The organism is Psychrobacillus sp. FSL K6-1267 (assembly GCF_038003265.1).
Classification (GTDB): Bacteria; Bacillota; Bacilli; order Bacillales_A; family Planococcaceae; genus Psychrobacillus; species Psychrobacillus faecigallinarum.
Genome location: NZ_JBBOOR010000001.1, coordinates 2,273,414 through 2,297,295 on the forward strand (window position 1 = coordinate 2,273,414; position 23,882 = coordinate 2,297,295).

General features: G+C 36.4%; 25 protein-coding genes and 1 riboswitch. Of the genes, 2 read left to right on the forward strand and 23 right to left on the reverse strand.

From position 1 onward, the window contains the following. Nucleotides 1-20 precede the first annotated feature (20 nt). The 16 genes from folD to MHB55_RS11530 form a co-directional block, all read right to left on the reverse strand. Nucleotides 21-875, reverse strand: a complete 855-nt coding sequence (folD, locus tag MHB55_RS11455; protein WP_151109499.1) for a bifunctional methylenetetrahydrofolate dehydrogenase/methenyltetrahydrofolate cyclohydrolase FolD — start codon at nt 873-875, stop codon at nt 21-23. 25 nt (nt 876-900) lie between these two features. Continuing rightward, on the reverse strand, nt 901-1,278 hold the full coding sequence (nusB, locus tag MHB55_RS11460; protein WP_144536018.1) for a transcription antitermination factor NusB: 378 nt from the start codon (nt 1,276-1,278) through the stop codon (nt 901-903). Nucleotides 1,279-1,390: 112 nt separating this feature from the next. Beyond that, a complete protein-coding gene (locus MHB55_RS11465; protein WP_144536016.1) occupies nt 1,391-1,783 on the reverse strand; it encodes an Asp23/Gls24 family envelope stress response protein in 393 nt (130 codons plus the stop codon). Between the two features lie 15 nt (nt 1,784-1,798). Next, nucleotides 1,799-3,148, reverse strand: a complete 1,350-nt coding sequence (gene accC, locus MHB55_RS11470) for an acetyl-CoA carboxylase biotin carboxylase subunit (protein ID WP_340863261.1) — start codon at nt 3,146-3,148, stop codon at nt 1,799-1,801. A 33-nt stretch (nt 3,149-3,181) separates the two neighbouring features. Further along, nucleotides 3,182-3,691 (reverse strand): acetyl-CoA carboxylase biotin carboxyl carrier protein, encoded by a 510-nt coding sequence (gene accB, locus MHB55_RS11475; protein WP_144536012.1) that lies wholly within the window; start codon nt 3,689-3,691, stop codon nt 3,182-3,184. A gap of 247 nt (nt 3,692-3,938) precedes the next feature. After that, nucleotides 3,939-4,472 carry a SpoIIIAH-like family protein gene (locus MHB55_RS11480; RefSeq protein WP_144536010.1) on the reverse strand — a complete coding sequence of 178 codons (534 nt, stop codon included), beginning with the start codon at nt 4,470-4,472 and terminating at the stop codon, nt 3,939-3,941. A 1-nt stretch (nt 4,473) separates the two neighbouring features. Continuing rightward, complete coding sequence (locus MHB55_RS11485; protein ID WP_144536008.1) at nt 4,474-4,713, reverse strand: hypothetical protein; 240 nt, start codon at nt 4,711-4,713, stop codon at nt 4,474-4,476. A 241-nt stretch (nt 4,714-4,954) separates the two neighbouring features. Beyond that, entirely contained in the window at nt 4,955-5,110 is a 156-nt protein-coding gene (locus MHB55_RS11490) for a hypothetical protein (RefSeq protein ID WP_191696878.1), read from the reverse strand. Then, nucleotides 5,110-6,021 carry a stage III sporulation protein AE gene (locus tag MHB55_RS11495; RefSeq protein WP_151109495.1) on the reverse strand — a complete coding sequence of 304 codons (912 nt, stop codon included), beginning with the start codon at nt 6,019-6,021 and terminating at the stop codon, nt 5,110-5,112. The genes MHB55_RS11490 and MHB55_RS11495 overlap by 1 nt, the downstream gene beginning before the upstream one ends. A 14-nt stretch (nt 6,022-6,035) precedes the next feature. Continuing rightward, on the reverse strand, nt 6,036-6,419 hold the full coding sequence (locus MHB55_RS11500; protein WP_151109493.1) for a hypothetical protein: 384 nt from the start codon (nt 6,417-6,419) through the stop codon (nt 6,036-6,038). Between the two features lie 3 nt (nt 6,420-6,422). After that, the gene (locus tag MHB55_RS11505) at nt 6,423-6,632 is read right to left on the reverse strand and encodes a SpoIIIAC/SpoIIIAD family protein (protein ID WP_144536004.1); all 210 of its coding nucleotides are present in this window, start codon (nt 6,630-6,632) and stop codon (nt 6,423-6,425) included. 684 nt (nt 6,633-7,316) lie between these two features. Next, a complete protein-coding gene (efp, locus tag MHB55_RS11510; RefSeq protein ID WP_144536002.1) occupies nt 7,317-7,874 on the reverse strand; it encodes an elongation factor P in 558 nt (185 codons plus the stop codon). 15 nt (nt 7,875-7,889) lie between these two features. Further along, nucleotides 7,890-8,954, reverse strand: a complete 1,065-nt coding sequence (locus MHB55_RS11515) for a M24 family metallopeptidase (protein ID WP_144536000.1) — start codon at nt 8,952-8,954, stop codon at nt 7,890-7,892. A 70-nt stretch (nt 8,955-9,024) separates the two neighbouring features. After that, nucleotides 9,025-9,444, reverse strand: a complete 420-nt coding sequence (locus tag MHB55_RS11520) for a hypothetical protein (protein WP_144535998.1) — start codon at nt 9,442-9,444, stop codon at nt 9,025-9,027. A 169-nt stretch (nt 9,445-9,613) separates the two neighbouring features. Next, nucleotides 9,614-12,181 carry a vitamin B12-dependent ribonucleotide reductase gene (locus tag MHB55_RS11525; protein WP_260866569.1) on the reverse strand — a complete coding sequence of 856 codons (2,568 nt, stop codon included), beginning with the start codon at nt 12,179-12,181 and terminating at the stop codon, nt 9,614-9,616. A 159-nt stretch (nt 12,182-12,340) separates the two neighbouring features. Next, a complete protein-coding gene (locus tag MHB55_RS11530; protein WP_144535995.1) occupies nt 12,341-13,177 on the reverse strand; it encodes a lipoate--protein ligase family protein in 837 nt (278 codons plus the stop codon). 102 nt (nt 13,178-13,279) lie between these two features. Between MHB55_RS11530 and MHB55_RS11535 the strand changes: the two genes are divergently transcribed. Both MHB55_RS11535 and MHB55_RS11540 read left to right on the forward strand, forming a co-directional pair. Then, nucleotides 13,280-13,663, forward strand: coding sequence for a rhodanese-like domain-containing protein (locus tag MHB55_RS11535; RefSeq protein ID WP_144535993.1), 384 nt, complete (start codon nt 13,280-13,282; stop codon nt 13,661-13,663). Between the two features lie 70 nt (nt 13,664-13,733). After that, nucleotides 13,734-14,996, forward strand: a complete 1,263-nt coding sequence (locus MHB55_RS11540) for an ATP-binding protein (RefSeq protein WP_340863262.1) — start codon at nt 13,734-13,736, stop codon at nt 14,994-14,996. Between the two features lie 257 nt (nt 14,997-15,253). Here the strand turns inward: MHB55_RS11540 and MHB55_RS11545 are convergent, their stop codons facing one another. From MHB55_RS11545 to gcvT, 7 genes are all read right to left on the reverse strand, one after another. After that, on the reverse strand, nt 15,254-16,063 hold the full coding sequence (locus MHB55_RS11545) for an alpha/beta fold hydrolase (RefSeq protein ID WP_340863263.1): 810 nt from the start codon (nt 16,061-16,063) through the stop codon (nt 15,254-15,256). Beyond that, nucleotides 16,018-17,532, reverse strand: coding sequence for an ABC transporter permease subunit (locus MHB55_RS11550; RefSeq protein WP_340863264.1), 1,515 nt, complete (start codon nt 17,530-17,532; stop codon nt 16,018-16,020). Before MHB55_RS11550 ends, MHB55_RS11545 begins: the two co-directional genes overlap by 46 nt. Nucleotides 17,533-17,552: 20 nt before the next feature. Continuing rightward, nucleotides 17,553-17,966 (reverse strand): hypothetical protein, encoded by a 414-nt coding sequence (locus MHB55_RS11555; protein WP_340863265.1) that lies wholly within the window; start codon nt 17,964-17,966, stop codon nt 17,553-17,555. A 130-nt stretch (nt 17,967-18,096) separates the two neighbouring features. After that, nucleotides 18,097-18,756 carry a suppressor of fused domain protein gene (locus MHB55_RS11560; RefSeq protein WP_340863266.1) on the reverse strand — a complete coding sequence of 220 codons (660 nt, stop codon included), beginning with the start codon at nt 18,754-18,756 and terminating at the stop codon, nt 18,097-18,099. 815 nt (nt 18,757-19,571) lie between these two features. After that, on the reverse strand, nt 19,572-21,032 hold the full coding sequence (gene gcvPB / locus MHB55_RS11565; RefSeq protein WP_144535983.1) for an aminomethyl-transferring glycine dehydrogenase subunit GcvPB: 1,461 nt from the start codon (nt 21,030-21,032) through the stop codon (nt 19,572-19,574). Then, nucleotides 21,025-22,371 (reverse strand): aminomethyl-transferring glycine dehydrogenase subunit GcvPA, encoded by a 1,347-nt coding sequence (gene gcvPA, locus MHB55_RS11570; RefSeq protein ID WP_340863969.1) that lies wholly within the window; start codon nt 22,369-22,371, stop codon nt 21,025-21,027. Before gcvPA ends, gcvPB begins: the two co-directional genes overlap by 8 nt. Before the next feature lie 24 nt (nt 22,372-22,395). Next, entirely contained in the window at nt 22,396-23,499 is a 1,104-nt protein-coding gene (gcvT, locus tag MHB55_RS11575) for a glycine cleavage system aminomethyltransferase GcvT (protein ID WP_144535981.1), read from the reverse strand. A gap of 193 nt (nt 23,500-23,692) precedes the next feature. Then, nucleotides 23,693-23,787: riboswitch (glycine riboswitch) on the reverse strand. Nucleotides 23,788-23,882: the final 95 nt, after the last annotated feature.

Genomic DNA, 23,882 nt, shown 5'->3' on the forward strand with positions numbered 1-23,882 from the left:
ACTGTAGAACAGCTTTTAGCTTATTTATCTAGTGTATTCTCAGCAGCCAAGCATGTATTTTCCATTAACATAGCAATAGTCATTGGTCCTACTCCTCCAGGAACTGGAGTAATTTTAGATGCTACTTCTTTTGCAGAAGCAAAATCTACGTCACCGCATAACTTGTTGTCTTCATTTCGATGTATTCCAACATCAATTACAACTACGCCTTCTTTTAAGTAGCTAGAGTCAATCATTTTCGGCTGACCTGTAGCCACTATTAAAATATCAGCTTGCTTTGTAATATTATGTAAGTTCTTCGTTTTTGAGTGGCAGTAAGTTACCGTAGCATTCTTTTGTAAAAGGAGCTGACCCATTGGTTTTCCAACGATATTACTTCGCCCAATAACCACAGCGTGTTTTCCTTCTATTTCAATGTCGCTATATTCTAATAGCTTCATCACCCCAAAAGGTGTACAAGATAGGAAGGTCGGCTGACCAATCATCATCTTTCCTACGCTTACTGGATGAAATCCATCTACATCTTTCAATGGAGATATAGCTGCAATTACACGATCCTCATTGATTTGTTTAGGGAGGGGCAACTGAACTAGAATGCCATGTATCTTTTCGTCCTGATTTAGCTTTTCAACACTATTTAAAAGTTCTTCTTCAGATATAGTTTCTTCCAGCTCAATCATAACCGAGTACATACCAAGTCTTTCACATGTTCTAGTTTTACTGTTCACATAGGTTTGAGAAGCTGGATCACTACCAACTAATACAACAGCTAATCCTGGTGTAATACCTTTTGCTTTTAGATTATCTACACGTTCTTTTACTTTTTCTGTAACTTTTCCAGCTATTTCTTTTCCATTAATTAGATTATCTGCCACTATAAACGCTCCTTAATGTTGAAGATTATTGCTCTGTATATTTGGATAATACTCCATTAACAAATCTACTTGATTTTTCGTCTCCATAAACTTTGCATATTTCTAATGCCTCATTTATAACTACTTTTGCTGGAGCTTCGTTTGCATATAATAATTCATAAACAGCTATACGAAGAACTGTTCTTTCGATTTTTGGCAATCTGGATAAAGACCAGTTTTCTAGCTTGTCTGATAAAGAGGCATCGATTTCTTCTTTATGTTCAATTGTACCCTTTACTAAATCTGTTAAAAAAGGGTCATTTTCTTCAGTAACATGCCCTATAGCTTCTTCTATTGTAATTTCATGATTGTCTAGCTGGAATATTGCCTGCAGTGCTAGCTCCCTTGCTTTTCTACGTTTCATTATTTGTTCTCCTTTAAATGTAGCTATCTAACCCATAATAGCATATTTTTTTAGAAAGTGCTTATTAGAAAGAAGAAAATAAGAAAAAGAGCCCCTAGGGAGCCCTTTTCTATTATTCTGTAGCTTCAAATTGCACACCAGTAATATGAACATTTACTTCTTTTGGAACTAAACTAGTCATATTCTCAATTGCTTGGCGTATTTGGGATTGGACTTCTCTTGCAACAGTTGGTACGGAAGCACCGTATTTTACTAGACAATATACGTCAATATACAAACCATCATTTGTTATTTCTGTTTTAATGCCTTTACCATGCACCTTTTTTCCTAATCTTTCTACTACTCCTGCAGCAAAGTTTCCTCGCGTTCCCGCGATACCCTCTACTTCATTTGTAGCAATTCCAGCAATTACTGTGATTACTTCAGGAGCAATTTCAATTGTTCCTAAGTACTCTTTGCCTTCAGGAGTCATTTGAACAAATTTTTGTTCGGTTGTTTCTGTCATATGGCTCACTCCTTTTTATGAATTCATCACATCGTATTTCTCTAAAAACTTTGTATCAAAATCTCCAGATACAAATACCTCGTGATTCATGAGCTTTTCATGAAAGGCAATTGTTGTTTCCACACCTTCGATTGCAAATTCTCCAAGTGCGCGCTTCATCTTAGCAATTGCCTCTTCTCTCGTTTCACCATACGTGATAAGTTTAGCCACCATAGAATCATAAAACGGTGGAATCGTATAGCCTGGGTATACTGCTGAATCCACTCTTACCCCCAGTCCACCTGGCGGTAAATAAAATTCAACAAGTCCTGGAGATGGCATGAAGTTTTTATCTGGGTTTTCTGCATTGATACGACATTCTATAGCCCATCCATTAAGTTTAATATCTTTTTGTGCGAAAGGCAATTTTTCTCCTGCTGCAACTTTTAACATTTGTTTTATTAGATCTATGCCAGTTATCATTTCCGTAACAGGATGCTCCACTTGAATTCGGGTATTCATCTCCATAAAGTAAAACTTTTGGTTGATATGGTCAAAGATAAACTCAACCGTCCCAGCGCTTTCATAACCAACAGCTAGGGCAGCTTTAACTGCTGCATTACCCATTTCAGCGCGCAGTTCCTCAGATAGTGCTGGAGATGGAGCTTCCTCTACAAGCTTTTGCATACGTCTTTGCACGGAGCAATCTCTCTCTCCTAAATACACTGCATTTCCATAAGAATCTGCTAGCACTTGAATCTCTACATGACGAAATACCTCTATATATTTTTCTAAGTAAACGCCAGGGTTACCAAATGCTGCTGCCGCTTCTTTTTGTGTTATTTTAATCCCTTTGATCAAGTCTGCTTCATCTTTTGCTACTCGTATTCCTTTACCACCACCACCAGCGGTCGCTTTGATGATGACTGGAAAACCTATTTCATTTGCTACTTTTAGTGCGTCCTCTTCGGTTTCAACGATTCCCTTAGATCCAGGAACAGTCGGTACTCCTGCTTTTTGCATAGTTTCCTTAGCAACATCCTTTATACCCATGCTTTTAATCGCTTGTGATGTAGGACCAATAAACTTAATGTCGCACTCCTCACAAAGCTCTGCAAATTCAGCATTTTCGGCTAAGAATCCATAACCCGGATGTATGCCTTCGCAGCCAGTTAACTTGGCCACACTGATAATATTTGAAAAGTTCAAATAGGAGTCTTTCGATAATCTAGGCCCTATACAATAAGCCTCATCTGCTAGTTGTACATGTAAAGCCTCTCGATCCGCTTCAGAATATACAGCAACAGTTTCAATATCAAGTTCTTTACATGCTCTAATTATACGAACAGCTATTTCGCCACGATTGGCAATCAACACTTTTTTCATGATGCTTACCCCTTTCCTCTTTTGTTTTCCTATTTATGCTTTTACTAGGAACAGAGGTTGGCCATATTCTACCAATTGTCCGTCTTTAACTAGGATTTCCACAATTTCTCCGTCTACTTCTGCTTCAATTTCATTGAATAGTTTCATCGCTTCTACGATACATACGATTGAGTCAGCAGTCACTTTACTACCAACTTGTACATATGCAGGCGTATCTGGAGAAGAAGATTGATAAAATGTGCCGACCATTGGAGAAGTAATTTTATGTAAAGAACTATTATCTTCTTCAACTGGAGCTAGTTTTGCTACTTGATTTTCTGTTTCTACTACTTTTGGAGCCTCGTTAACAACCGGAGCCTGTATTGTTTCTACTTTCGAAGCCTCTCCAACTGATGAGCTTTCTAATGATTGAATAGTCGATTTGTGAGAGTTTTTATCCCCTCTTTTAATCTTAATTTTAGTTCCTTCTGATTCATATGAAAACTCATCTAGTGTAGACTGATCAATTAGCTTAATAATTTCTCTGATTTCTTGGATCTTCATTTAGCCCATCTCCCTTAATTACTATTTAATACTTCCCTTTTCATTTTAGTCGTTTTTAGTTTAATTGGGAATAGAAACGTTTAAATGTTCATTACTTTTAGGGAATAACAGACTTAAACAAACCAAAAACTACCTTTTATACAGTAACTTTAATACGCTATATTAGTGAATTTATTTAAAAAAATTAAACCATAAATTGTTATATATAGTATAAACAGAAAAAAAGTGCCCGTTATAGGCACCTCTCTTACAGACCATCAAATTTTACTTCTACTTGATAAGCTTGAGGATATTCTCTCTTCACTGCATAAACAATATCAGAAGCCTTTTTTGAGGATTGCTCATTTGAAACTACATCAATCAACACTTTGTTGTCCTCTATACGAACTAAGGCATCATCATAGCCTAGGGACTTTATGATAAGCTCCAACATCGCTTCTGTTGAATCTATTTTCACTAACTGCTCAATTTGAGAATATGCCTCATTTTTTTGCTCAGCTGTAAATTCAGTTGAAGCAACCTTAGATTCAAGTTGCTCATGGAGTTGACTACGTTTTTCTTGAACTTCCATACGTAACTCTTCATAAGCATTACTGTGAGAAACAAATGATTCTTCATTTGTGGAAGCTGTTTCTACTAACTTAACATCCTCTACCGAGTCATTTGAAAATAAAGCAATTCCATCAAAAGGGGATGGTTTTTCTGTTGCGTAATACACGGTTACCACTGCAACTAAGCTTAATAAAGTTAAAAACCAAACGGATCTCTTTTTAATATTCATATTATTTATCCTCCAATTCCATTTCTTCTATCACTATTCGATGTGGAGATATTTGCAAAACAGATGAAAGGGTTTTTATAAGATTGTTTTTTATACGATTATCGCTCGCTCCTTCCGCAACTACCAGTATTCCAATCAGTTCTTCTTTTTCCATCTTGCTCTCACTTGTCCATTGGAAAAATGATGAATCACTTTCCTTTTTATTTTCAGATCGTTCTGCGTAATGAAAGTAAATAGACACCTTGCCAACCCCATGAATTTTTTCAAGTATTTCTGAGAGCTCATCCTTCGTTTGAGCTTCTGGAGGGGTGGAATTGTTTTTTACGTCATCCGTCAGCCCAAAAATCTCTGAAAATAAGAGACTAATGACTAATACTGCTAAACTTATAACTACAAAACGAAAAGTGGGTTTTTGTTTTAATGAGATAGTAGTTCACCCTTCTTTTCATATTGGATAACATACTTTATGCAACACAATCTATTTATATGAAGAAAAAGGAGATAATCCATACGATTATGGAAAGTTTTATGAAAAAGCCTGTTCTCTCCTTGTCCAATTGCTCGATTAAGATAGATAGAATTTCTCCAATTATGACAATCAGGAGAATTCCATATAGTAATGCTGAGAAATCTACCATTAACCCTTCACACCTATCAATAGTTTGGCAAAAAGCATGATTAAAATTATTGTAAAGAAAAACGCAAAGGCTATTAATACGGAGATAATCGAAAGTACAAATAATGTTTTTCCAATATCATCTAATAGACCGCTAATCTGCCCATCAACAAAAGGTTCAAGAATTGCACTGAGAAAGCGATATAGAAACGCAATTAGAATTGTTTGTATCGTTGGAATAGATATTAAAACTAATATAGATACCAAAATAGAATTTCCTGTGATAGCAGAAGCTGTAGATGAGTAGCTTTTCATTGTACTGATACTTTCGGTAAGCAAAGAACCAACAAAAGGTATATTGTTAGAGATCAATCTTTTTACTGTTTCATTTACAGCCCCGCTCACTGACCAAGTAATCACACCATTGACCGTTATAAATAGACTGTATAACAGAAGCATGATGGAGGTGGCTCCCACCAAAGTCATACGGATTAAATCTGACATTTTAGAAAAAGAAATGGCAGGTTGAATCCTTGTGATTAAATCAAAGAGAAAGGCTGCTAATAATGCAGGAATCATAATTTTATCTACCATAATAGATGTAAAGGTTGAGAACAGCAAAACGACCGGGTTCCATAGAGTGACTAGAAATGCCCCTCCAGATAAAGCTATCCCTGCCGTTAATACTGGATAGACTCCCAAAAACACGTGTACCAGCTCACCTGTTACTACTTGAACCATTTTTACTGTTCGAAAGGCAGGCTCCAAACAGTAAAAACAAATAATAAAAATAAACAATAATTTAAATAACCTTTTACTGCTGGGAATAAGCCATTCCAAACACATAAACGCAAAACCGAACAGGAGAATATAAACGAACGTTTGTATTACTTCTTTTGCTGGTTGCAAAATTGTTGCAATAATTTCATCCATTACTGCTCATTCCTTCAAGAGAGTAGTCCCATAACTGAAAAAAACTTTTCATAAAATTGTTTCATATGTTGGAGCCATACGATAAGTAAGATTGCCTTAGTCGTGAATGTAATCAGTGACGCCAAACTAGTGTACTCATAGTCCTCTAAGAGTTCTTCAACAATTTGCGAAATAAATAGGAGGATAACTGAGAACAATAATAGTTTTACGATTGGTAGAATCGCTTCTGGAACACTGGAGATATACTGATTAATAAAAGGAATAATGATTGAAGTAGTTAAATACGTTAAAAAGAGAAAAATATAAATGGTATAAATAAGGGAGTGAAGTTTGGGGTAGATTTCTTTAACTAACTGCAACAAGCAAAATGCTATTATAATAGTAATATAGACAATCATTTGCTAACTCGTCATAACAAGCCATTCTAAAAATGAGGAGATTTCATAAAAGAACAGCCTTAGTAAACGAAGCAATTCTATTGTCATGTAAATGTATCCTACAAAAAACAAAAAAAATGCAAACTCTTTTTTCCCTGTCGATTCAAAAAACAAGTGAAGAATTGCTATCAATAAGCCTATACCCGCAACTCGAAGTACATCGTGAAGTTCCACAATGCCTCCCCCTTCCCTATTACGTACTATATGTGGGACAGGTGGAGAATATGAACGAATAGTAAGGAAATACCTAGTCCGCTATATGTAACAAATTGAATAAATTCATAGTTTCTATTTATGTATAAAAATACGAACAATAAAAAAGTACACAATTATATACATATACTTTGCGATGAATAAAGTATAATTGATTTTTCACTTTAAGAGTATGTGTTCCGCAGCATGAACGATAAGCCATCATCGTGGCTTACCACAGATTCGCCGCCTGTCGTTCCAATAAACAGACTGACAAATGGTCGTTTTATAGAAAAATGCTATTTTGGAATTAATTAAATTCAAAAAAATTAGCGATTATTTTATAATGATTATGGATAAAACTATGAATTAAAAAGCGAGCCAATGTCATTGTAGGAATAGGCAACTATAGATTGTAAACTAGTATAAAAGGAAACAAAAGTGCTCTACTCGGAAGTTTTTAGCTAGCTGTATAATCCAACCAGTTCGCTTACCGTAAAGAATACTTGCATCCGGTAAAGGGAATAATATATTGAGCTAATCCAGCAAACGCTCTAAACTTTCCAATTAACTTCAAGAGGCATTGCGTTTGAAAATAGAGTATGTTTCTAGTTCAATATAAAAAGGTACCAGGAGGTTTCCCTCTTGATACCTTTTTTGATTATATTATGCTCTTGAAACGTATGAGCCTTCATCAGTATTAATGATAAGTTTATCACCCACATTAATAAATAGTGGCACTGTAACAACTAAACCTGTTTCTAATTTAGCAGTTTTTGAACCACCACCAGAAGTATCTCCTTTGATTCCTGGCTCAGTTTCTATAACTTCTAGTTCCACTGATTTTGGTAATTCTACACCAAGTGTTTCTCCTTGGTATTGTATTACTTGTAATTCCATGTTTTCACGAAGGAATTTTAATTCATATTCGATTTGGTTTTCATTAAGCTCTAATTGCTCGTATGAATCCGTGTCCATGAAGATATGTTGATCTCCGCTTGCATAAAGGTATTGCATTTTTTTGTTATCGATTTGAGCTTTCTCCACTTTTTCTCCAGCACGGAAAGTTTTTTCATTCACAGAGCCGTTACGTAAGTTTCTCAGTTTTGAACGAACAAATGCAGCACCTTTTCCCGGCTTTACGTGTTGAAAGTCTAGAACACGGTAAAGAACGCCGTCTACTACGATTGTTAAACCTGTTTTAAAATCATTTACTGAAATCATTTAATTTCCTCCAAATTACGATAATATTAATAATTCTTTTGTAGAGTGTGTTAGCTTTTCTAGGCCATTCTCAGTCACGAGTGCATCGTCTTCTATACGAACTCCACCTATGTTCGGTAGATAAATCCCAGGTTCTATTGTAATAACCATGCCTGGTTCTAAAACAATGTCCGATCTGAATGATAATCCAGGTCCTTCATGAACTTCTAATCCGATACCATGACCAAGTGAATGGCCAAATGCTTCCCCGTATCCTTTTGAAGCGATATAGTCTCGTGCGATCGCATCTGCTTCTTTTCCAGTCATTCCTGGTTTAACCTTTTCAAGAGCTAATAATTGAGCATCTAAAACTACTTGATAAATTTCTTTTAGTTTTTCACTCGGCTCTCCTACTGCAAGAGTACGGGTTGTATCAGAGATATAACCATTATAAAGAGCTCCGAAATCTAATGTAACAAAATCTCCAACTTCGATTACTTTGTCTGTTGCTACTCCATGTGGCAATGCAGAACGTGTCCCTGAAGCTACAATTGTATCAAAAGAAGAGGAAGTAGCGCCACGTTTACGCATAAAGAATTCCAGTTCATTCGAGACTTGTAGTTCCGTCATGCCAGGTTTTATGTAAGTCACAATATGCTCATATGCCTCATCAGCTATACGACAAGCTGCCTTTATTATACTAATCTCTTCGTCCGTCTTTATCAAGCGAATTTTTTCAACCACTCCCGACAAAGGTACAAGATCTGATGAAACAGCTTGCTTATATAATTCATAAACGCTGTAAGTCACATCATCTTTTTCAAAGCCTAGTGATTTAATACCCATTTCTGTTACTTGGTTAGAGACTTCCTCTAATAGAGTTTTAGTATGCTGAACAATACGAAAATCCTTCACTTGACTAGCAGCCTGTTCGGTATAACGGAAATCTGTGATAAACACTGCATCATCTTTAGATACAATTGCGACACCTGCCGTACCAGTAAAGTCGGTAAGATATCGTAGATTGTACCCGTTTGTGATTAATAATGCATCCACGCCTCTTTCTTCTAATGCTAAACGCAGCTTTTCTAATTTCATCATTAGCCCTCTTCTCATTATCAAAATAAACTCTATTGTCTATTTTATCATAGGAAAGGGAGTGGGTAAATTTTCATTTTCCAATCGGCTGATCCTTGGAATGAAATATGGCTGACTCCATTAGAAATCGCACACCTATAACGACGATGCAAATAAAGGGAATGGATGTTTTTTTTATCGTTTTAATCATTGTAGCATCACTGATCAGCCACTCTACGATAAATGCTAGTATAATCCCAAAAATGATACTTGAAATAGCAACTGGAACTTTCGCTGTCAAAATACTTATATAATAAATCACTAAACTTATTGCCCAAATAACTAGAAACAAAACTAACCAGCGAAGATAAACATTTGTATCATCGAACATCTCGAAGGATTTTGAATAACCTACTGGATTCCATTTAACAAAGTGAAATAAATGTAAAAATTTAAGCAATGCAGTAACTACAACAGCAGCTGCTAAGCTCGTAAAAAAAGATAAACTTTTCATGCACAACATCCTCCTTTTTAATCAGTTTGTGCCTTTCCTAGTTTTACTAAACAAAATAAGAAAAACATTTCCTATAGAAGATTCATAAAAAAATAAGTCTTTAAAGCAGTAGTTTTACATGTAAAAAAAGAGCATATGCAGAATCTGCATATGCTCTCTTCTAGAATATTTACAGTCCACATTTTAGCTGTGCATTGCAATTTGTACAAGTGTTACAACCACCCATTTCCTCTACCGTACCTTTACGACAGACTGGACAAGTGTTTCCAACTTCAGATCCTATTGTTACGTTTGTAGAACGTAAATCCTGAATCGTATCGATCAAGACAATCGGACGTTTTTCCATTACTTTTTCTTCTTTTACTGCATCATCATCTACTGTGTTTTCTTCTGCTTTTAGCGTTAATACCTGTGAATCACGACTTCCATCTACGTAAACTGTTCCACCTTTTGCTCCACCGCTATACAATCGCTCATAAACTGCCTCTACTTGTTCTACAGTATAGCCCCGAGGTGCATTTACTGTTTTCGATATAGAGCTATCAATCCAACGTTGGATGATACATTGAACATCTGCATGTGCTTCTGGTGGTAATTCCATGGCAGTAACAAACCAGTTTGGCAATTCATCTTCTTTTACAGTTGGATTTGCATCCAAATATTCCTGTACGATATCCGCTTTTACTTCGATAAACTTACCTAAACGGCCACTTCTGTAATACGTGAATGAATAATAAGGCTCTAATCCTGTAGATACTCCAACCATTGTTCCAGTAGAGCCAGTAGGAGCAACCGTTAATAAATGAGAATTACGAATTCCTTTTTCAAGCACTGCTTGACGAATCTCTTGGGGCATAGTTTGCATAAATCCAGTTTCCGTAAATGCCTTACGAAGTCTGTTCGTCTCTTCTTCCGTCTCTCCAGTCAAGAATGGGAAGCTTCCTCTTTCGCTTGCAAGCTCCGCAGATGTTTCATAAGCAGCTACAGCAATTGTCTTAAAGATTTCGTCCACAAGGAGATTTCCTTCCTCTGAACCATACTCTTTTTGGCAATAGATTAAAAGGTCTGCTAATCCCATAACTCCAAGACCCACACGTCTTTCTCCTAGAGCTTGAATTTTGTTCTCTTCTAAGAAATATGGAGTTGCATCGATGACATTATCTTGCATACGAACACCAACACGAACAGTTTCTTTTAATGCTTCAAAATTTACTGTTTTAGTATCTTTGTTAGCAAATTGCGCTAGGTTTACTGCAGCTAGGTTACAAACTGAGTATGGTGCAAGTGGTTGCTCTCCACATGGGTTTGTAGCGACAACTTTTTGTCCATATGCAGTTGCATTTGTTTTTTCGTTAGCATTATCGATAAAGAACACACCTGGCTCTGCAGAATAAGTTGCACAGATATTGATAAGGTTCCATAATTCTTTTGCTTTCACTGTACGGTATGTACGAACCTTGTAGCCCATACGCTCCCACTCGCGAACGTCACCAATTTTATGCCAGTTTTCATTATAGAAGGTCATTTCTTCTTCTGTATAGGATTCTGTTGCTGGGAATCGAAGGTCGAAGTTCCCGTCCTCTTCCACAGCCTTCATGAAATCATCTGTAAGAGTTACAGAAATGTTTGCTCCAGTTAGAAACTCAGGGTTATGAACTGAGAAAGTACCTCCGTCACGCAGTTTTGTTTCTGCATCGCGGATAATCTCATCGCTGAAGCCTCCTAAGCCTGGAATGTTTTTATAGTTAACAATTCCCTGGTACATAGCTTCTTCTTGTGCAGTAAGAGGCTTAAATTTAAGCTTGTCCTTTGCAAGTTGTTTAATGGTTTCATCCTTAGTGTTCTCGATCAAAAAGCGAAGAATACGTGGATTTTGCATTTTAGAAATGATAAATTCCGCAATATCTGGATGCCAATCCGCAAGCATAATCATTTGTGCTCCGCGTCTTGAACCACCTTGTTCTACTAGGTGAGTAAGTTTAGCAATATCATCTAACCAAGATACAGACCCTGATGATTTACCGTTTACACCACGAGCCAATGTATTACGTGGACGAAGAGTAGAACCATTTGTACCTACTCCTCCACCGCGACTCATGATTTCCATTACTTGTTTACGGTGATCACTGATTCCTTCACGTGAGTCAGCAACAAAAGGCATAACATAGCAATTGAAGTAAGTTACATCTGTTCCTGTACCCGCTCCATATAATACTCGTCCAGCAGGTATAAATTTAAGGGAAACTAATTGTTGATAGAACTTTTCAAACCATTCAACTCTCTTTTCTTCCGTTTCTTCTACAGAAGCAAGTCCAGTTGCATTACGCTTAGCAATTTGTTCATAATAAACCTCTAACGGTTTTTCAATTACACTCAAAGGACGGCGAACGATGCCTGATTTTATCTTAGAGCTATCATCTATTGCACTGCGATAGTCTTCTTCGATTAATACTTCCGCCGTTTTATCTTCATCGTTAATAGAGACAATATAACCAAGACCTCTAGCAGGAAACTTAGGGTCTTCCTTTACTGTTAAAACGACAAAATCTCCTACTTTTAGCGTTTTCTTCTCAGTATCCTTGAATGAATATCTGTCAATCATTACCAATCGAGATACACCTTTGTGTGTTAGATTCATATCTTCTGTTATTGGATGGACTTGAGGAAATAATTCGATATCTCGATTTAATTCTTTTACATTTAATTTCATATTAGTTTCATTAGTAGTAGTTACCAATTGTTTTTCCTCCTTTCTACAACTCGCATTGACACAAGATGTAGTAGCTTTATATATCATACGGTACTACATATAGAGGTGTAAAGTGATTTAATTTGGCAAATTAAATTTTAAGCATTAATTCCTATTCCTCATTTTGACCATATGCCTTTAAGACTTTTATTTTTTTAAATTCCATTCGTCATTTGCATAACGCCGTTTTTCCAACGTTTTCACATATTCAATTTGTTTCTCATTTAAGCTAAATGGCACCAATTCAACATTTAAAGCTTCTGAAAATCCATCCCTAAAAGCAACCTTGCATATGTCTATAGGTATCGGTTTTTGTAATAATTTGTTTATAGCGACAGCTTTTTGATTTATACTTTTTTTCACCTTTTCACGTGCTTCATCCGTAGAAAATTTAAAAGTTTGAACTAGTTTCTCATCGTCTAAATCTAAAAGTATCGCTCCATGCTGTAATATAACACCTTTTTGTCTAGTTTGAGCACTACCTGCAACCTTTTTACCTTCCACCACTAGCTCATACCAACTAGGTGTGTCAAAGCAAACGGCAGTTTTAGGATTCTTTAGAGCTTGTAGCTTATCAGGAGTGTTAGGAATAGAAAAGTAAGCTTCTAATCCAAGACTCTGAAATCCTTTCAACAGTCCCTCACTGATTACTCGATATGCCTCCGTGACTGTTGCTGGCATATCTGGATAGTCTTCCGAAACAATGACGCTATATGTAAGTTCATGCTCATGAAGAACTCCTCGCCCACCTGTTGGTCTTCGAACAAATCCTAAACCAAGCCTGCGAACTGCTTCCATATCTATCTCTTTTTCTACCGATTGAAAATAACCAATTGATAGAGTTGCAGGATTCCATTCGTAAAATCGAATCACAGGTGGAATCAAACCTTCACTATGCCAGTCTAGAAGTGCTTCGTCAAGCGCCATATTATAAGATGGGGCGCACGGACCTGAATCAATAAAGTACCATTTTGTTTTTTCCAAACTTCTCCCCCCTAACAACGCTATTCATTTTACCAAAATGATTGAATTGTATCTAGCAAATCTTTTATAATAGATATTGGAAGTATAGAAAGGGGAAAGACCGTGTTAGAGACTCTTTATATTATCATAGCAATATTGGTCGTATTATTAGTTTATGCTGGAATTTCAGCATACCGACTAAAGAAAACAGTTACAAACCTTACACAGGAACAATTCATCGAGGGTTATCGAAAAGCTCAGTTAATCGATGTGCGTGAACCAAAGGAATTTGATGGAGGTCATATTCTTGGTGCAAGAAATATACCATCATCTCAATTGCGTCAACGACACAAAGAAATTCGACCAGATAAGCCAGTATATCTTTATTGCGGAAATGGCGCAAGAAGTGGACGCGCAGCCATGTTCTTAAAGAAAAAAGGCTACACGCAGCTTAACCAATTACAAGGTGGTTTTAAAAGCTGGACTGGAAAGATAAAATCCAAATAATATAACATAAGGTTCTTCTTACCAAGAGGAACCTTTTTTGTTTAGAGCTTTTACATAGGGGGATTGGCTAATGAAGGTATTATTTTCTAACGAAGAACAATTTAGAGAGTTACACCCAAACTATGAGGATTTTGCTATTTTAACACGGAGAGTCATTAAGCTCTTAAATGAAAATTATGAGGGGAATTGGCAATTAGTGGATATAGGAGATCATATAATTCAATTAGATAACAGTCTAATCGAAATGATGGAAAATGAACTGATTCAATACAAAATTTTAGGAAATATTTATGAAGCAAAGCCATTAAGTAAAATTGCCAATAAATCTTCACTTTCGATGGAGAGCAAGCTAGAGATTGTCAGTACCTTTGAAAATACGGTTATTTTATTTCCTGAATATCAAGTGGCTGTAACGATGGCCTTTAATTTTTCGGGAGGGAATGCTTGGCCTGAATATTTTTTCTTTTCCACTTCCCCTGAAGGTGCCCTTTACTTTTTAGAAGAAATAAACGAAAAGCTACGTGAACTTCTCAAGCAATCTGTCACCTATTTGGTAGACACGGAACACGGGGTACAACGAAGAAAATATGGGGAGCAAGCTGCCGTTCAAAGAGAGGAAGTTTTACTCGAGAACCATATTAAACAAGATATTTTTCGTTCTATCGATGAATTTTTTAATGAGGACGGTCATTTTTTCAAGGAATACGGTCTTCCATACAAAAGGGGTATCTTACTTTATGGTTCCCCCGGCAATGGAAAAACAACATTAGTTAAATCTATAACAGGATCTACAAAGGCTCCGGTGGTGTATTGGCAAATCACTGAATTCACAGGAAGCCATTCAATCCAAGAGGTTTTTGGGATAGTTACAAGATTAGCGCCAGCTATTCTAGTAATAGAGGATATTGACTCGATGCCTGAGTATACACGCTCCGTCTTTTTAAACACGCTAGACGGAACACAATCTCGCGAAGGGCTATTTATCATTGGAACCACTAACTACCCTCAAAAGATTGATCCTGCACTTATTAACCGAGCTGGAAGATTTGATCGTGCCTATGAAATTCCTTCACCACCGCAAAAGGTAAGAGAAAATTACTTACGTAAGGTAGATAAAAAGAAGATTTTTACTGAGGAAGTATTGACAGATATAGCTAAACGTTCAAAGGGCTTATCTGTTTCCCAATTAAACGAATTGTACATGTCCATTGCATTGAATTGGCATTACGATGGGGAGCTTGGATACGAAAAACGTATTAACGAACTAATTCAACAAAACAAACGTACTCTTAAAAATGACTGGGAAGAGGACGATCATTCTATCGGCTTCTAATTTCTGCATAAACACTCCTGGATTTTAGTAGGAGTGTTTACTTTATTTATATAACTTTATATACATAATAAAAGTATGAATATTATATTTCGACTTGAAAAAATATTGAGTTTCTTCTATATAGAATGATATATAGTTTATGAGAGAGACATCATACTTAAAATCGTCCTATTATATGCGCAGAATGGAGATATTACCTCCCGCTCCATCTCTAGTAATTAAACGAGAGACTATCTAATCGATAGACGAATATTACTTCAGTTTATCTCTGGAGTACTACCACTTCTCTTTATTTCCTCCGTGTTTGTAAGTACATTCCCTCCCTTCAACCAATTTTCTAATATATCATTGAAAAATTCTGGAGCTGCTAATGGAATTCCATGGCCTATACCACTAATAGTAATCGCATTTGCACAATCATGTTTGTTTAATAGGTCTCCCGCCGAATTTTTCATCACTTTTTTTTCTTTATCTCCAACAGTTATTAATAGTCTAGTTTTTACATTAGAATATTCGAATGGAATATGAAAGGACATATTCTCCTCAAGAACTCTTGTAAGGGTTTTTAAAGACATTTGGTTGCTCTCTTTGAAGTATTGTTCAAATCTATCTTCTCCTATATACAATGTCTTTGCTTGGAGCTTAGAAAAGGATCTACTCTTTATGAACGGATAAGTTAACTTTAACGAAGGTTTAACCATTTGCTTTCCAAGCGGTATCTTTCTTACGAGTGCACTATTAATCATTGCACAGTTTATTAAATTTTTGTTAATACATAGCATTTGAATAGCTATTTGTGCTCCTAACGAAAAACCAACAACAATTTTCTTCTTATCTTCATGCTGTTCCTGAAGTAAATGTATGAGTTGAAAAGCGCAATCCTCTATAGAGACAAATTCGCTCTCATTATTTTGGCCATGACCAGGGAGATCTGGTACAATACAATGATAGTTTTCTTTAAAGTACTGAACCTGCTTATCCCACATCCACCCCGCTACTCCTCCACCATGTAGAAATAGGATTATTTCGTCGTTCTCTTGGCCAAATTCCTTGTAATATAGGACCATTTTATTTCCCGCCTTTTCTTTTGTCCTCCAGACTGTAATTGTTTATCTGAGATGCCATCTGCTATCTTCTGAAAACAAAAAATAAGTAACATAAATATAGCTAACGGAGGTATTATGAGCCACAATTGTTTTGTTAGAAATACTTCCTTCGATATGGAAATCATTCCTGACAATTCGTAAATTTCTCGTGATAGTCTAGGGCTATCAAGAAAGTTAATTGCTCCACCAACAAAAATGGATAAAACACCTAAATGTACGAGTGTTTGAAGTACTTGCACTATGTGCTGGGCCCAATATAACCAAAGTTTCCTACCTATTTGTGGATTAATATGCTTTAGTACAATCCATATTAAAGACCCTCCCATTACAGCAGAGTTTTGTACATATTCTTTTTTAATCGCCTCATTCATTTCGTTGCCAATAAGACTAGTAGTAATCGGAAGTACTAGCACAGACAAGATAAAAACTTGGATAAACAATCTTTCCCACAGTGTAGTTTGCCATTCACCAGAATAGGCGATTAAAATCGGTAGAAGCAAAATATACATTAATAATGTTAAAGGTAAAAAGTGCATCCCGTCAGCTATACTATTAATGGCTTTTCTCCATTTAGCTTTTAAATAGAAAGCATAAACAAAACCAAAAACATATCCTCCAAACACTCTAACAGTAGCGACTAGAAGAGTTAACACAATAGTATATTTTGTTCCAACAAGTAGTTGTTGGAAAATGGAATATCCATGTGGATCCGTGCCTAAAAGAACACTACTAGATGGAGGCAGTGGCGACCTCCCGATTAGAGATCCTGTCTCGTCATATAAAAAATTTATCTGTTCCACATGGTCATCATAGAAAAAATAATATGCTACACTTACACTTAGCAGGCAAAAAACAATCATTAATGGAATTGTTATATTCATATACTGAGTGAGGAGAGCGAATATGCTCACCCTTTTTTTAGTTTTATAACGAAAAAGATTCTTCCACTGGAGGGAATCCATGAATGAAACTCGCAACCCTTCGAAAAGAACACTTTTTTCTCGCTGACCCTTCTTAACCGTATTTTCTCCAATCGTATAAAAAAGAAAAAATGGTATAAATATAGATAGAAGTATGTACGCAATGCCCTTTGGAGTGAAATCATTTCTTAAATAATGCAGAATTCCCGGAATCCCAAAAAGATACTCTATGATAAATAAGGAAGACAGAGTAAGCCAGACAATTGACTTTGATTGAAAAAAGACACTTTGTAAGACGTTAGAGGTACAATGCCTAAGCAGAACCTCTAGCTTGGATAGACCCTTCGATCTAGCAAGCTCTACATATGGCTCTCCCATCTCTTGATTAAATAAAAGGACAAATAATTTATAAAAAAGAATGGTCGGAATTACTGAAAGACAAATAACTGGCGCAGCATAAATAACTTCTCCTCCTAAGCTATAAAAGGAAAGAATGCGATAACCAGACATTTTATATATCTGGACTACTGCTATTTGGATAAGAAATATGTAAGCGAAATCGGGTACAGCAGTAAGTTTGCTAATTTTAATAAGACTTTTTGAATTGGCCCTTTTGAAATAGTTGTGAGAATAGCCAAAATAAAGGAAACAAACAAAGAAAAAACCAACGAGGCAATCAAAATAGTCATAGAATACAAATATGGCCCTTTAAAATAATTACCTAAGCTTATAGGAATAGATTCACCTGTTTCAATAACAAAATAACTAAGAGACCATTGAGATGGTAAAACTAAACTTTTGCTCACCTCAAGCACTGTATGAAAATATAAAGAAAAATCGAATATGCTACCTATTTGAAACAAAACAACAGGGACACTACTAATTAAAACAATGCCCAAAACTCCTAAAAGAAACTTTCCTAATAAATTGAAACATTTACGCATATTTTCCCCCTAGAAAAGTCTCTTTTAATGTTCTAAAGGGTTATACGTAATTTTTAGCTAAAAGTTTCAAAAATGTTAAAATTTAGATTTTATGTGGATGTTTTTACATTGTTAGTAAGATACATAGCTATTATATATATGACTTGTTCCTATTCATATCTGTAACTAAATTAGGATTTTCTTTCTTCATTTTTTCGACTAAAATTTCTGCATTTGTTGGATCCTTTATTAACATATCTAATTCTCTTTGCGTGATTCCTACCAACTGTATAAAATCTACTCTTCCATGAATGCTATCTATACCTAGAATCTCTGTGTCTTCCACAATAAGCAGAGCTGTAATTGCAGATTCTACTCCAATATGCAGAGAACCTCCATTACCTGCTACATACTGTAAAGGTTCAAACGGTCTTTTCTGTGTATTGGTATACCTAGCGAGATTAGAAAGCATAGATATTGCCCATAAACAGTCTTCTGTCTCTTCCTCCGACAGCTTAATAGTCATTTCATATCCCCAACCACTCCATTCACCACCAACTGCTTGTTCGTCCACGTATAACTCGGTCATTCCATAAGTCACAATATGCTTATATCCATTAGGAGATTGATAAATACTATACCCGTCAATATATTCATCTCCGCCAAACATAGCCCTAGAATGTAGATTAGTTCCAAAATGAGCTGGCTCCTGATTTGGATAAAGCTGATCAAAGACTTCATCTATTGCATCCCAACCCGGTGACCAATCTTCTTTTTTTGCTGCTCGCTTTTTATATTCTTCTAAATTCATAGTACATCCATCCTCTCATCTGTAATTATATTAAAGGCTATCTGTATAAAATAAATGCTTCACTCCCTAAATGGGTGAATAAGTTATTAATTCTACGAGAAATGGGACCATTAAGTTTCAGATTTGGCAGATTTCAATATGGAAATTGCGTGGAAAAGTGATTTATGACCGAATAGATTTTTTTATGACCGTTCAGAGAGGTTTTATGACCGGATAGAATTTTTTATAACCGTTCACGACGGTTTTATGACCTGATAGAAAAATTTATGACCGTTCAACAAACTAAAACCACTTGGAGAAATAAAAAGAACGTATCAATAAGACCAATACGTTGTGACCTTGCTTCTTCTCGATTATGAAACAACACACATCAATAATATGAATTTTTAAAAAAATGATAGAATTGTTACAATAGATTTTTTGTACTTTAATAGTAATCATCAATAATATAGGTGGTGTCTTTTTGGAAAAAGAAGTGAAAAAGAGCCTTATTAAAATTTATCCGTTACTGTCGTAGGTGTAATTCTAATATTAATGGTTCCTATTCTTTTTAATTTTTTTTCTATTAACTGTTCTCACATTATTATCTTCTACACAATTTGGCTCGTCCTTTTAAGAAGGAATGGGGAACGTTATTCCCCCCCTTCTTCGACTTTTTCTATTATGCCCTTAACTTCACATATGCAATAAGGTAACCTTATTATTTTCATGCATCTCATCTCCACATATAATTACTAGATTACAACTATTCGTATAGTCATTTTAAGCAATACTCCTATAAAAAAAGTGCGACCCCTTAGGATCGCACTTGATAATTATGATTTTGTGTATCTTAAAACAGGTTTACGAGCTGCCTTTGTTTCGTCTAAACGATTGATTACCGTCGTATGTGGTGCATTTTGAACGATTTCTGGATTTTCTTCCACTTCTTTAGCTATTTGAATCATAGCGTCGCAAAATGCATCTAATGTTTCTTTCGATTCAGTTTCAGTTGGCTCGATCATCATGCCTTCCTCTACATTCAATGGGAAGTAGATTGTTGGTGGATGATATCCGAAGTCAAGCAGACGCTTAGCCATATCTAATGTACGAACTCCTAATTTCTTCTGGCGACGGCCACTTAAGACGAATTCATGCTTACAATGGCGGTTATAAGGAAGGTCGTAATAAGCTTCCAAACGTCTCATCATATAGTTAGCATTTAATACTGCATATTCTGTTACTGCTTTTAGACCATCTGGACCCATAGAACGAATATAAGTGTATGCACGAACATTGATACCGAAGTTACCATAGAACGGCTTAACACGGCCAATTGTTTGTGGACGATTGTAATCAAATGTGTATTTGTTGTCCTCTTTAACTAGAACTGGGCTTGGAAGGAAAGGAATTAAATCTGCTTTCACTCCTACTGGTCCAGAACCTGGACCACCACCGCCATGAGGACCTGTAAATGTTTTGTGCAAGTTTAAATGCACGCAGTCAAAGCCCATGTCTCCTGGACGTGCTTTAGACATAACAGCATTTAAGTTTGCACCATCATAGTAAAGCTTACCGCCTACACCATGGATAATTTCAGCTAGCTCTAAAATGTGTTCCTCAAATAATCCTAGTGTATTAGGGTTAGTAAGCATTAGGGCGGCAGTATCTGGACCTACCACACGACGAAGATCCTCTAAATCTACTAAACCATCTTCGTTTGACTTAACTGTGATTGTCTCAAATCCTGCTACAGTAGCAGAAGCTGGATTTGTACCATGTGCAGAGTCAGGCACAATTACTTTTGTCCGCTGTGTATCACCATTTGATTCGTGGAATGCACGAATCATCATAAGAGCGGTCCATTCACCGTGGGCTCCTGCAGCAGGTTGTAGTGTAACTTCATCCATACCTGTGATTTCTACTAGAGATTGCTGTAGATCATACAACATTTCCATTGCACCTTGCACTGTTGATTCATCTTGAAGTGGGTGTATGTTCGCAAATCCTGGGAAGCGTGCAACAGATTCATTGATTTTTGGATTGTATTTCATCGTGCATGAACCAAGTGGATAAAAGCCTGTATCCACTCCATGGTTACGGTTAGATAACGCTGTATAGTGACGCATAAGGTCAAGTTCTGATACTTCTGGAAGCTGTGCCTCTTCTTCACGCATCATCCCTACAGGTAATATTTCGGATAAATCTACTTCTGGGACATCTAATTCAGGAAGACTATATCCTACTCTACCCTCTTTTGTTATTTCAAAAATTAGTGGTTGATTGTCCTTATGCATAAAGAGCCCCCATTTCTTGAACGAGTGTATCTATTTCTTCTTTTGTGCGTTGCTCAGTTACTGCGATCAACACATGATTTTTTAGATCAGAATAATTGCGGCCAAGATCAAACCCACCAATCATTCCTTTTTCAAGAAGCTTACTATTCGCATCAGCTATTGAGCCATTAACTTTAACTACGATTTCGTTAAAATGTGCCCCTTGGAAAGGAACCTCAAAACCAGCTTTTTCAAATGCTAGCTTCGCATAATGAGTCTTAGTAATATTTTGAATAGCCATTTCTTTTACACCTTTTTTACCAAGGGCAGTCATTGCTACAGATGCGGCAAGAGCATTAAGGGCTTGGTTAGAACAGATATTGGAAGTAGCTTTATCACGACGAATATGTTGTTCGCGAGCTTGTAGCGTTAATACAAATCCACGACGCCCCTCCTCATCAGTTGTTTCTCCAACAAGACGGCCTGGTACCTTACGCATTAATTTAGAAGTTACTGCGAAGAAACCACAGTGCGGTCCGCCAAATGCTTCAGCAATACCAAAAGGTTGCGCATCTCCAACTGTAATATCTGCTCCAAATTTACCTGGAGGTGTCAAGGCACCCAAAGCAAGCGGATTAGCAGAAACAACAAACAATGCATTTTTTGCATGTGTTATTTGTTCAACTTTCGTTAGATCTTCAATTTGACCGAAGAAGTTCGGATATTGAACCATAACAGCCGCAGTATCCTCATCGACAGTTTCTTCTAGCTTAGCTAGGTCCGTTACTCCATTTTTCATCGGTACAGTAACCACATCCACATTTTGACCCTTTGCATAGACTTTAACTACATCAATGTATTCAGGATGGATTGCCTCAGAAACAACTAATTTCTTGCGTTTTGTGTGTCCTGCCGCAAGGTTACCTGCTTCAGCTAAAGCTGTACCACCGTCATACATTGACGAGTTTGCAAGGTCCATTCCAGTCAATTCGCAAATCATTGTTTGAAACTCAAAAATAGCTTGGAGCTCACCTTGAGATATCTCTGGTTGGTATGGTGTATAAGCTGTATAAAATTCAGAACGTGAAATAACATGATCCACAACGATTGGCTTGAAATGATCATATACTCCGGCACCTAAGAAAGAAGCGTACTGTTTACTATCTGCATTTTTAGCAGCTAGCTGGCTTAATTCTTTTAAAAGAGCAGATTCTGCCTTTGCAGGTTTAATATTATACTCACCTTTAAAACGAACCTTCTCTGGGATATCAGCAAACAATTCATCAATAGAAGAAATGCCGATTACTTGTAACATTTCCTTTTGATCTTGTTCAGTCATTGGTAAATAACGATGCTTCATCAATGGACAACCTCTTTCTTTGGCTTATTTTTCTCTTTTATAAAATGGAGTAGGTATAGTAACTGCTTTTAGTCGCTTGTTGCGAATTTCAACCTCTACCTCTTGACCAATTTCTGCAAATGTTGCGTCAATTAAAACCAGACCAATATTCTTTTTCAAAGTAGGAGATTGAGTTCCCGTAGTAACAAAACCAATTTGCTTATCATTTGCAAAGATTGGATAACCCGTACGAGGAATTCCTTTATCAATCATTTCAATTCCAATACTCTTTCTAGGCACACCATTTTCTTTTTGTTCTACTAAAACTGATTTGCCATTAAAATCCTGTTCTTTATTTAACTTCACAACAAAGCCAAGCCCTGCTTCAAGAGGAGTAATATCCTTCGACAACTCTTGGCCATATAATGGTAGGCAAGCTTCAAAGCGAAGTGTATCACGAGCACCTAGTCCACAAGGTAGTAAACCTTCTTCTTTACCTGCTTCTAGAATACTGCTCCATAAATCTTTCATATCATTGCTAGCTGCATAGATTTCAAACCCGTCTTCTCCTGTATAGCCAGTTCGAGAAACTAGTACTTGTTTGCCAGAAACGTCTATATTATCTTTAAATCTAAAAAATTTAATTTCAGTTAAATCCTGAGAAGTTAACTTTTGAAGGATTTCTTGTGCTTTAGGACCTTGCAGAGCTAACAGGCCATAATCATTTGATCTATTGTCCAACTCAACACCATCAATAGTATTTTGTTTCATCCACTCAAAGTCTTTTTCAATATTACCAGCATTAACAACTAACAAATAATGTTGATCTTCCAGTTTATAAACTAAGAGGTCATCGACAATTCCACCGTCTTTATAGCACATCACATTGTACTGTGCTTGGCCATTCACTAATTTTGAAATGTCATTGGTAACAAGACTTTGTAAATAGCTTTCACTGTTCGGACCTTTTACAAAAACTTCACCCATATGGGATACATCAAATAATCCAGCTTTCGTACGTACTGCCTCGTGCTCTTCTTTAATACTTGAAAACTGAACTGGTAGCTCCCAGCCACCAAAATCGATTGTTTTCCCTCCGTAAGATGAATAGACATCAAACAAAGGCGTACGTTTTAACTGTTCTGACAATTTAAATTCCTCCTTTTAATAGGTAGAAAAAGCATAAGTGAAAAAAAGCTAAATGGTTTCTTAATCGCAAAAAAGGACAGAAAAACCCCTTTAACGTAAAAAGGGTTCTCTGTCCTGGCACCTGAAAGTTTACCATAAATGGCTTTCCCCTTTGGTGGCTTTCCGTTCATAACGAAAGCACTCTCCAGAGTTGCGTCCTATACGAGTTCTTTTGCCTGAGAGATTCATAATAGTAATTACTTGCTCCTTCGGCGACGCAGCTGATGCGTTCTCTCCCCATATATTCATCCGCTAAATATAGACAAAACACTAGCTTTGTCTATATCCTAACATTGAACCTAAGAGAGCGCAATCATTTTTGATAAACTTATTAAAAACCGAAC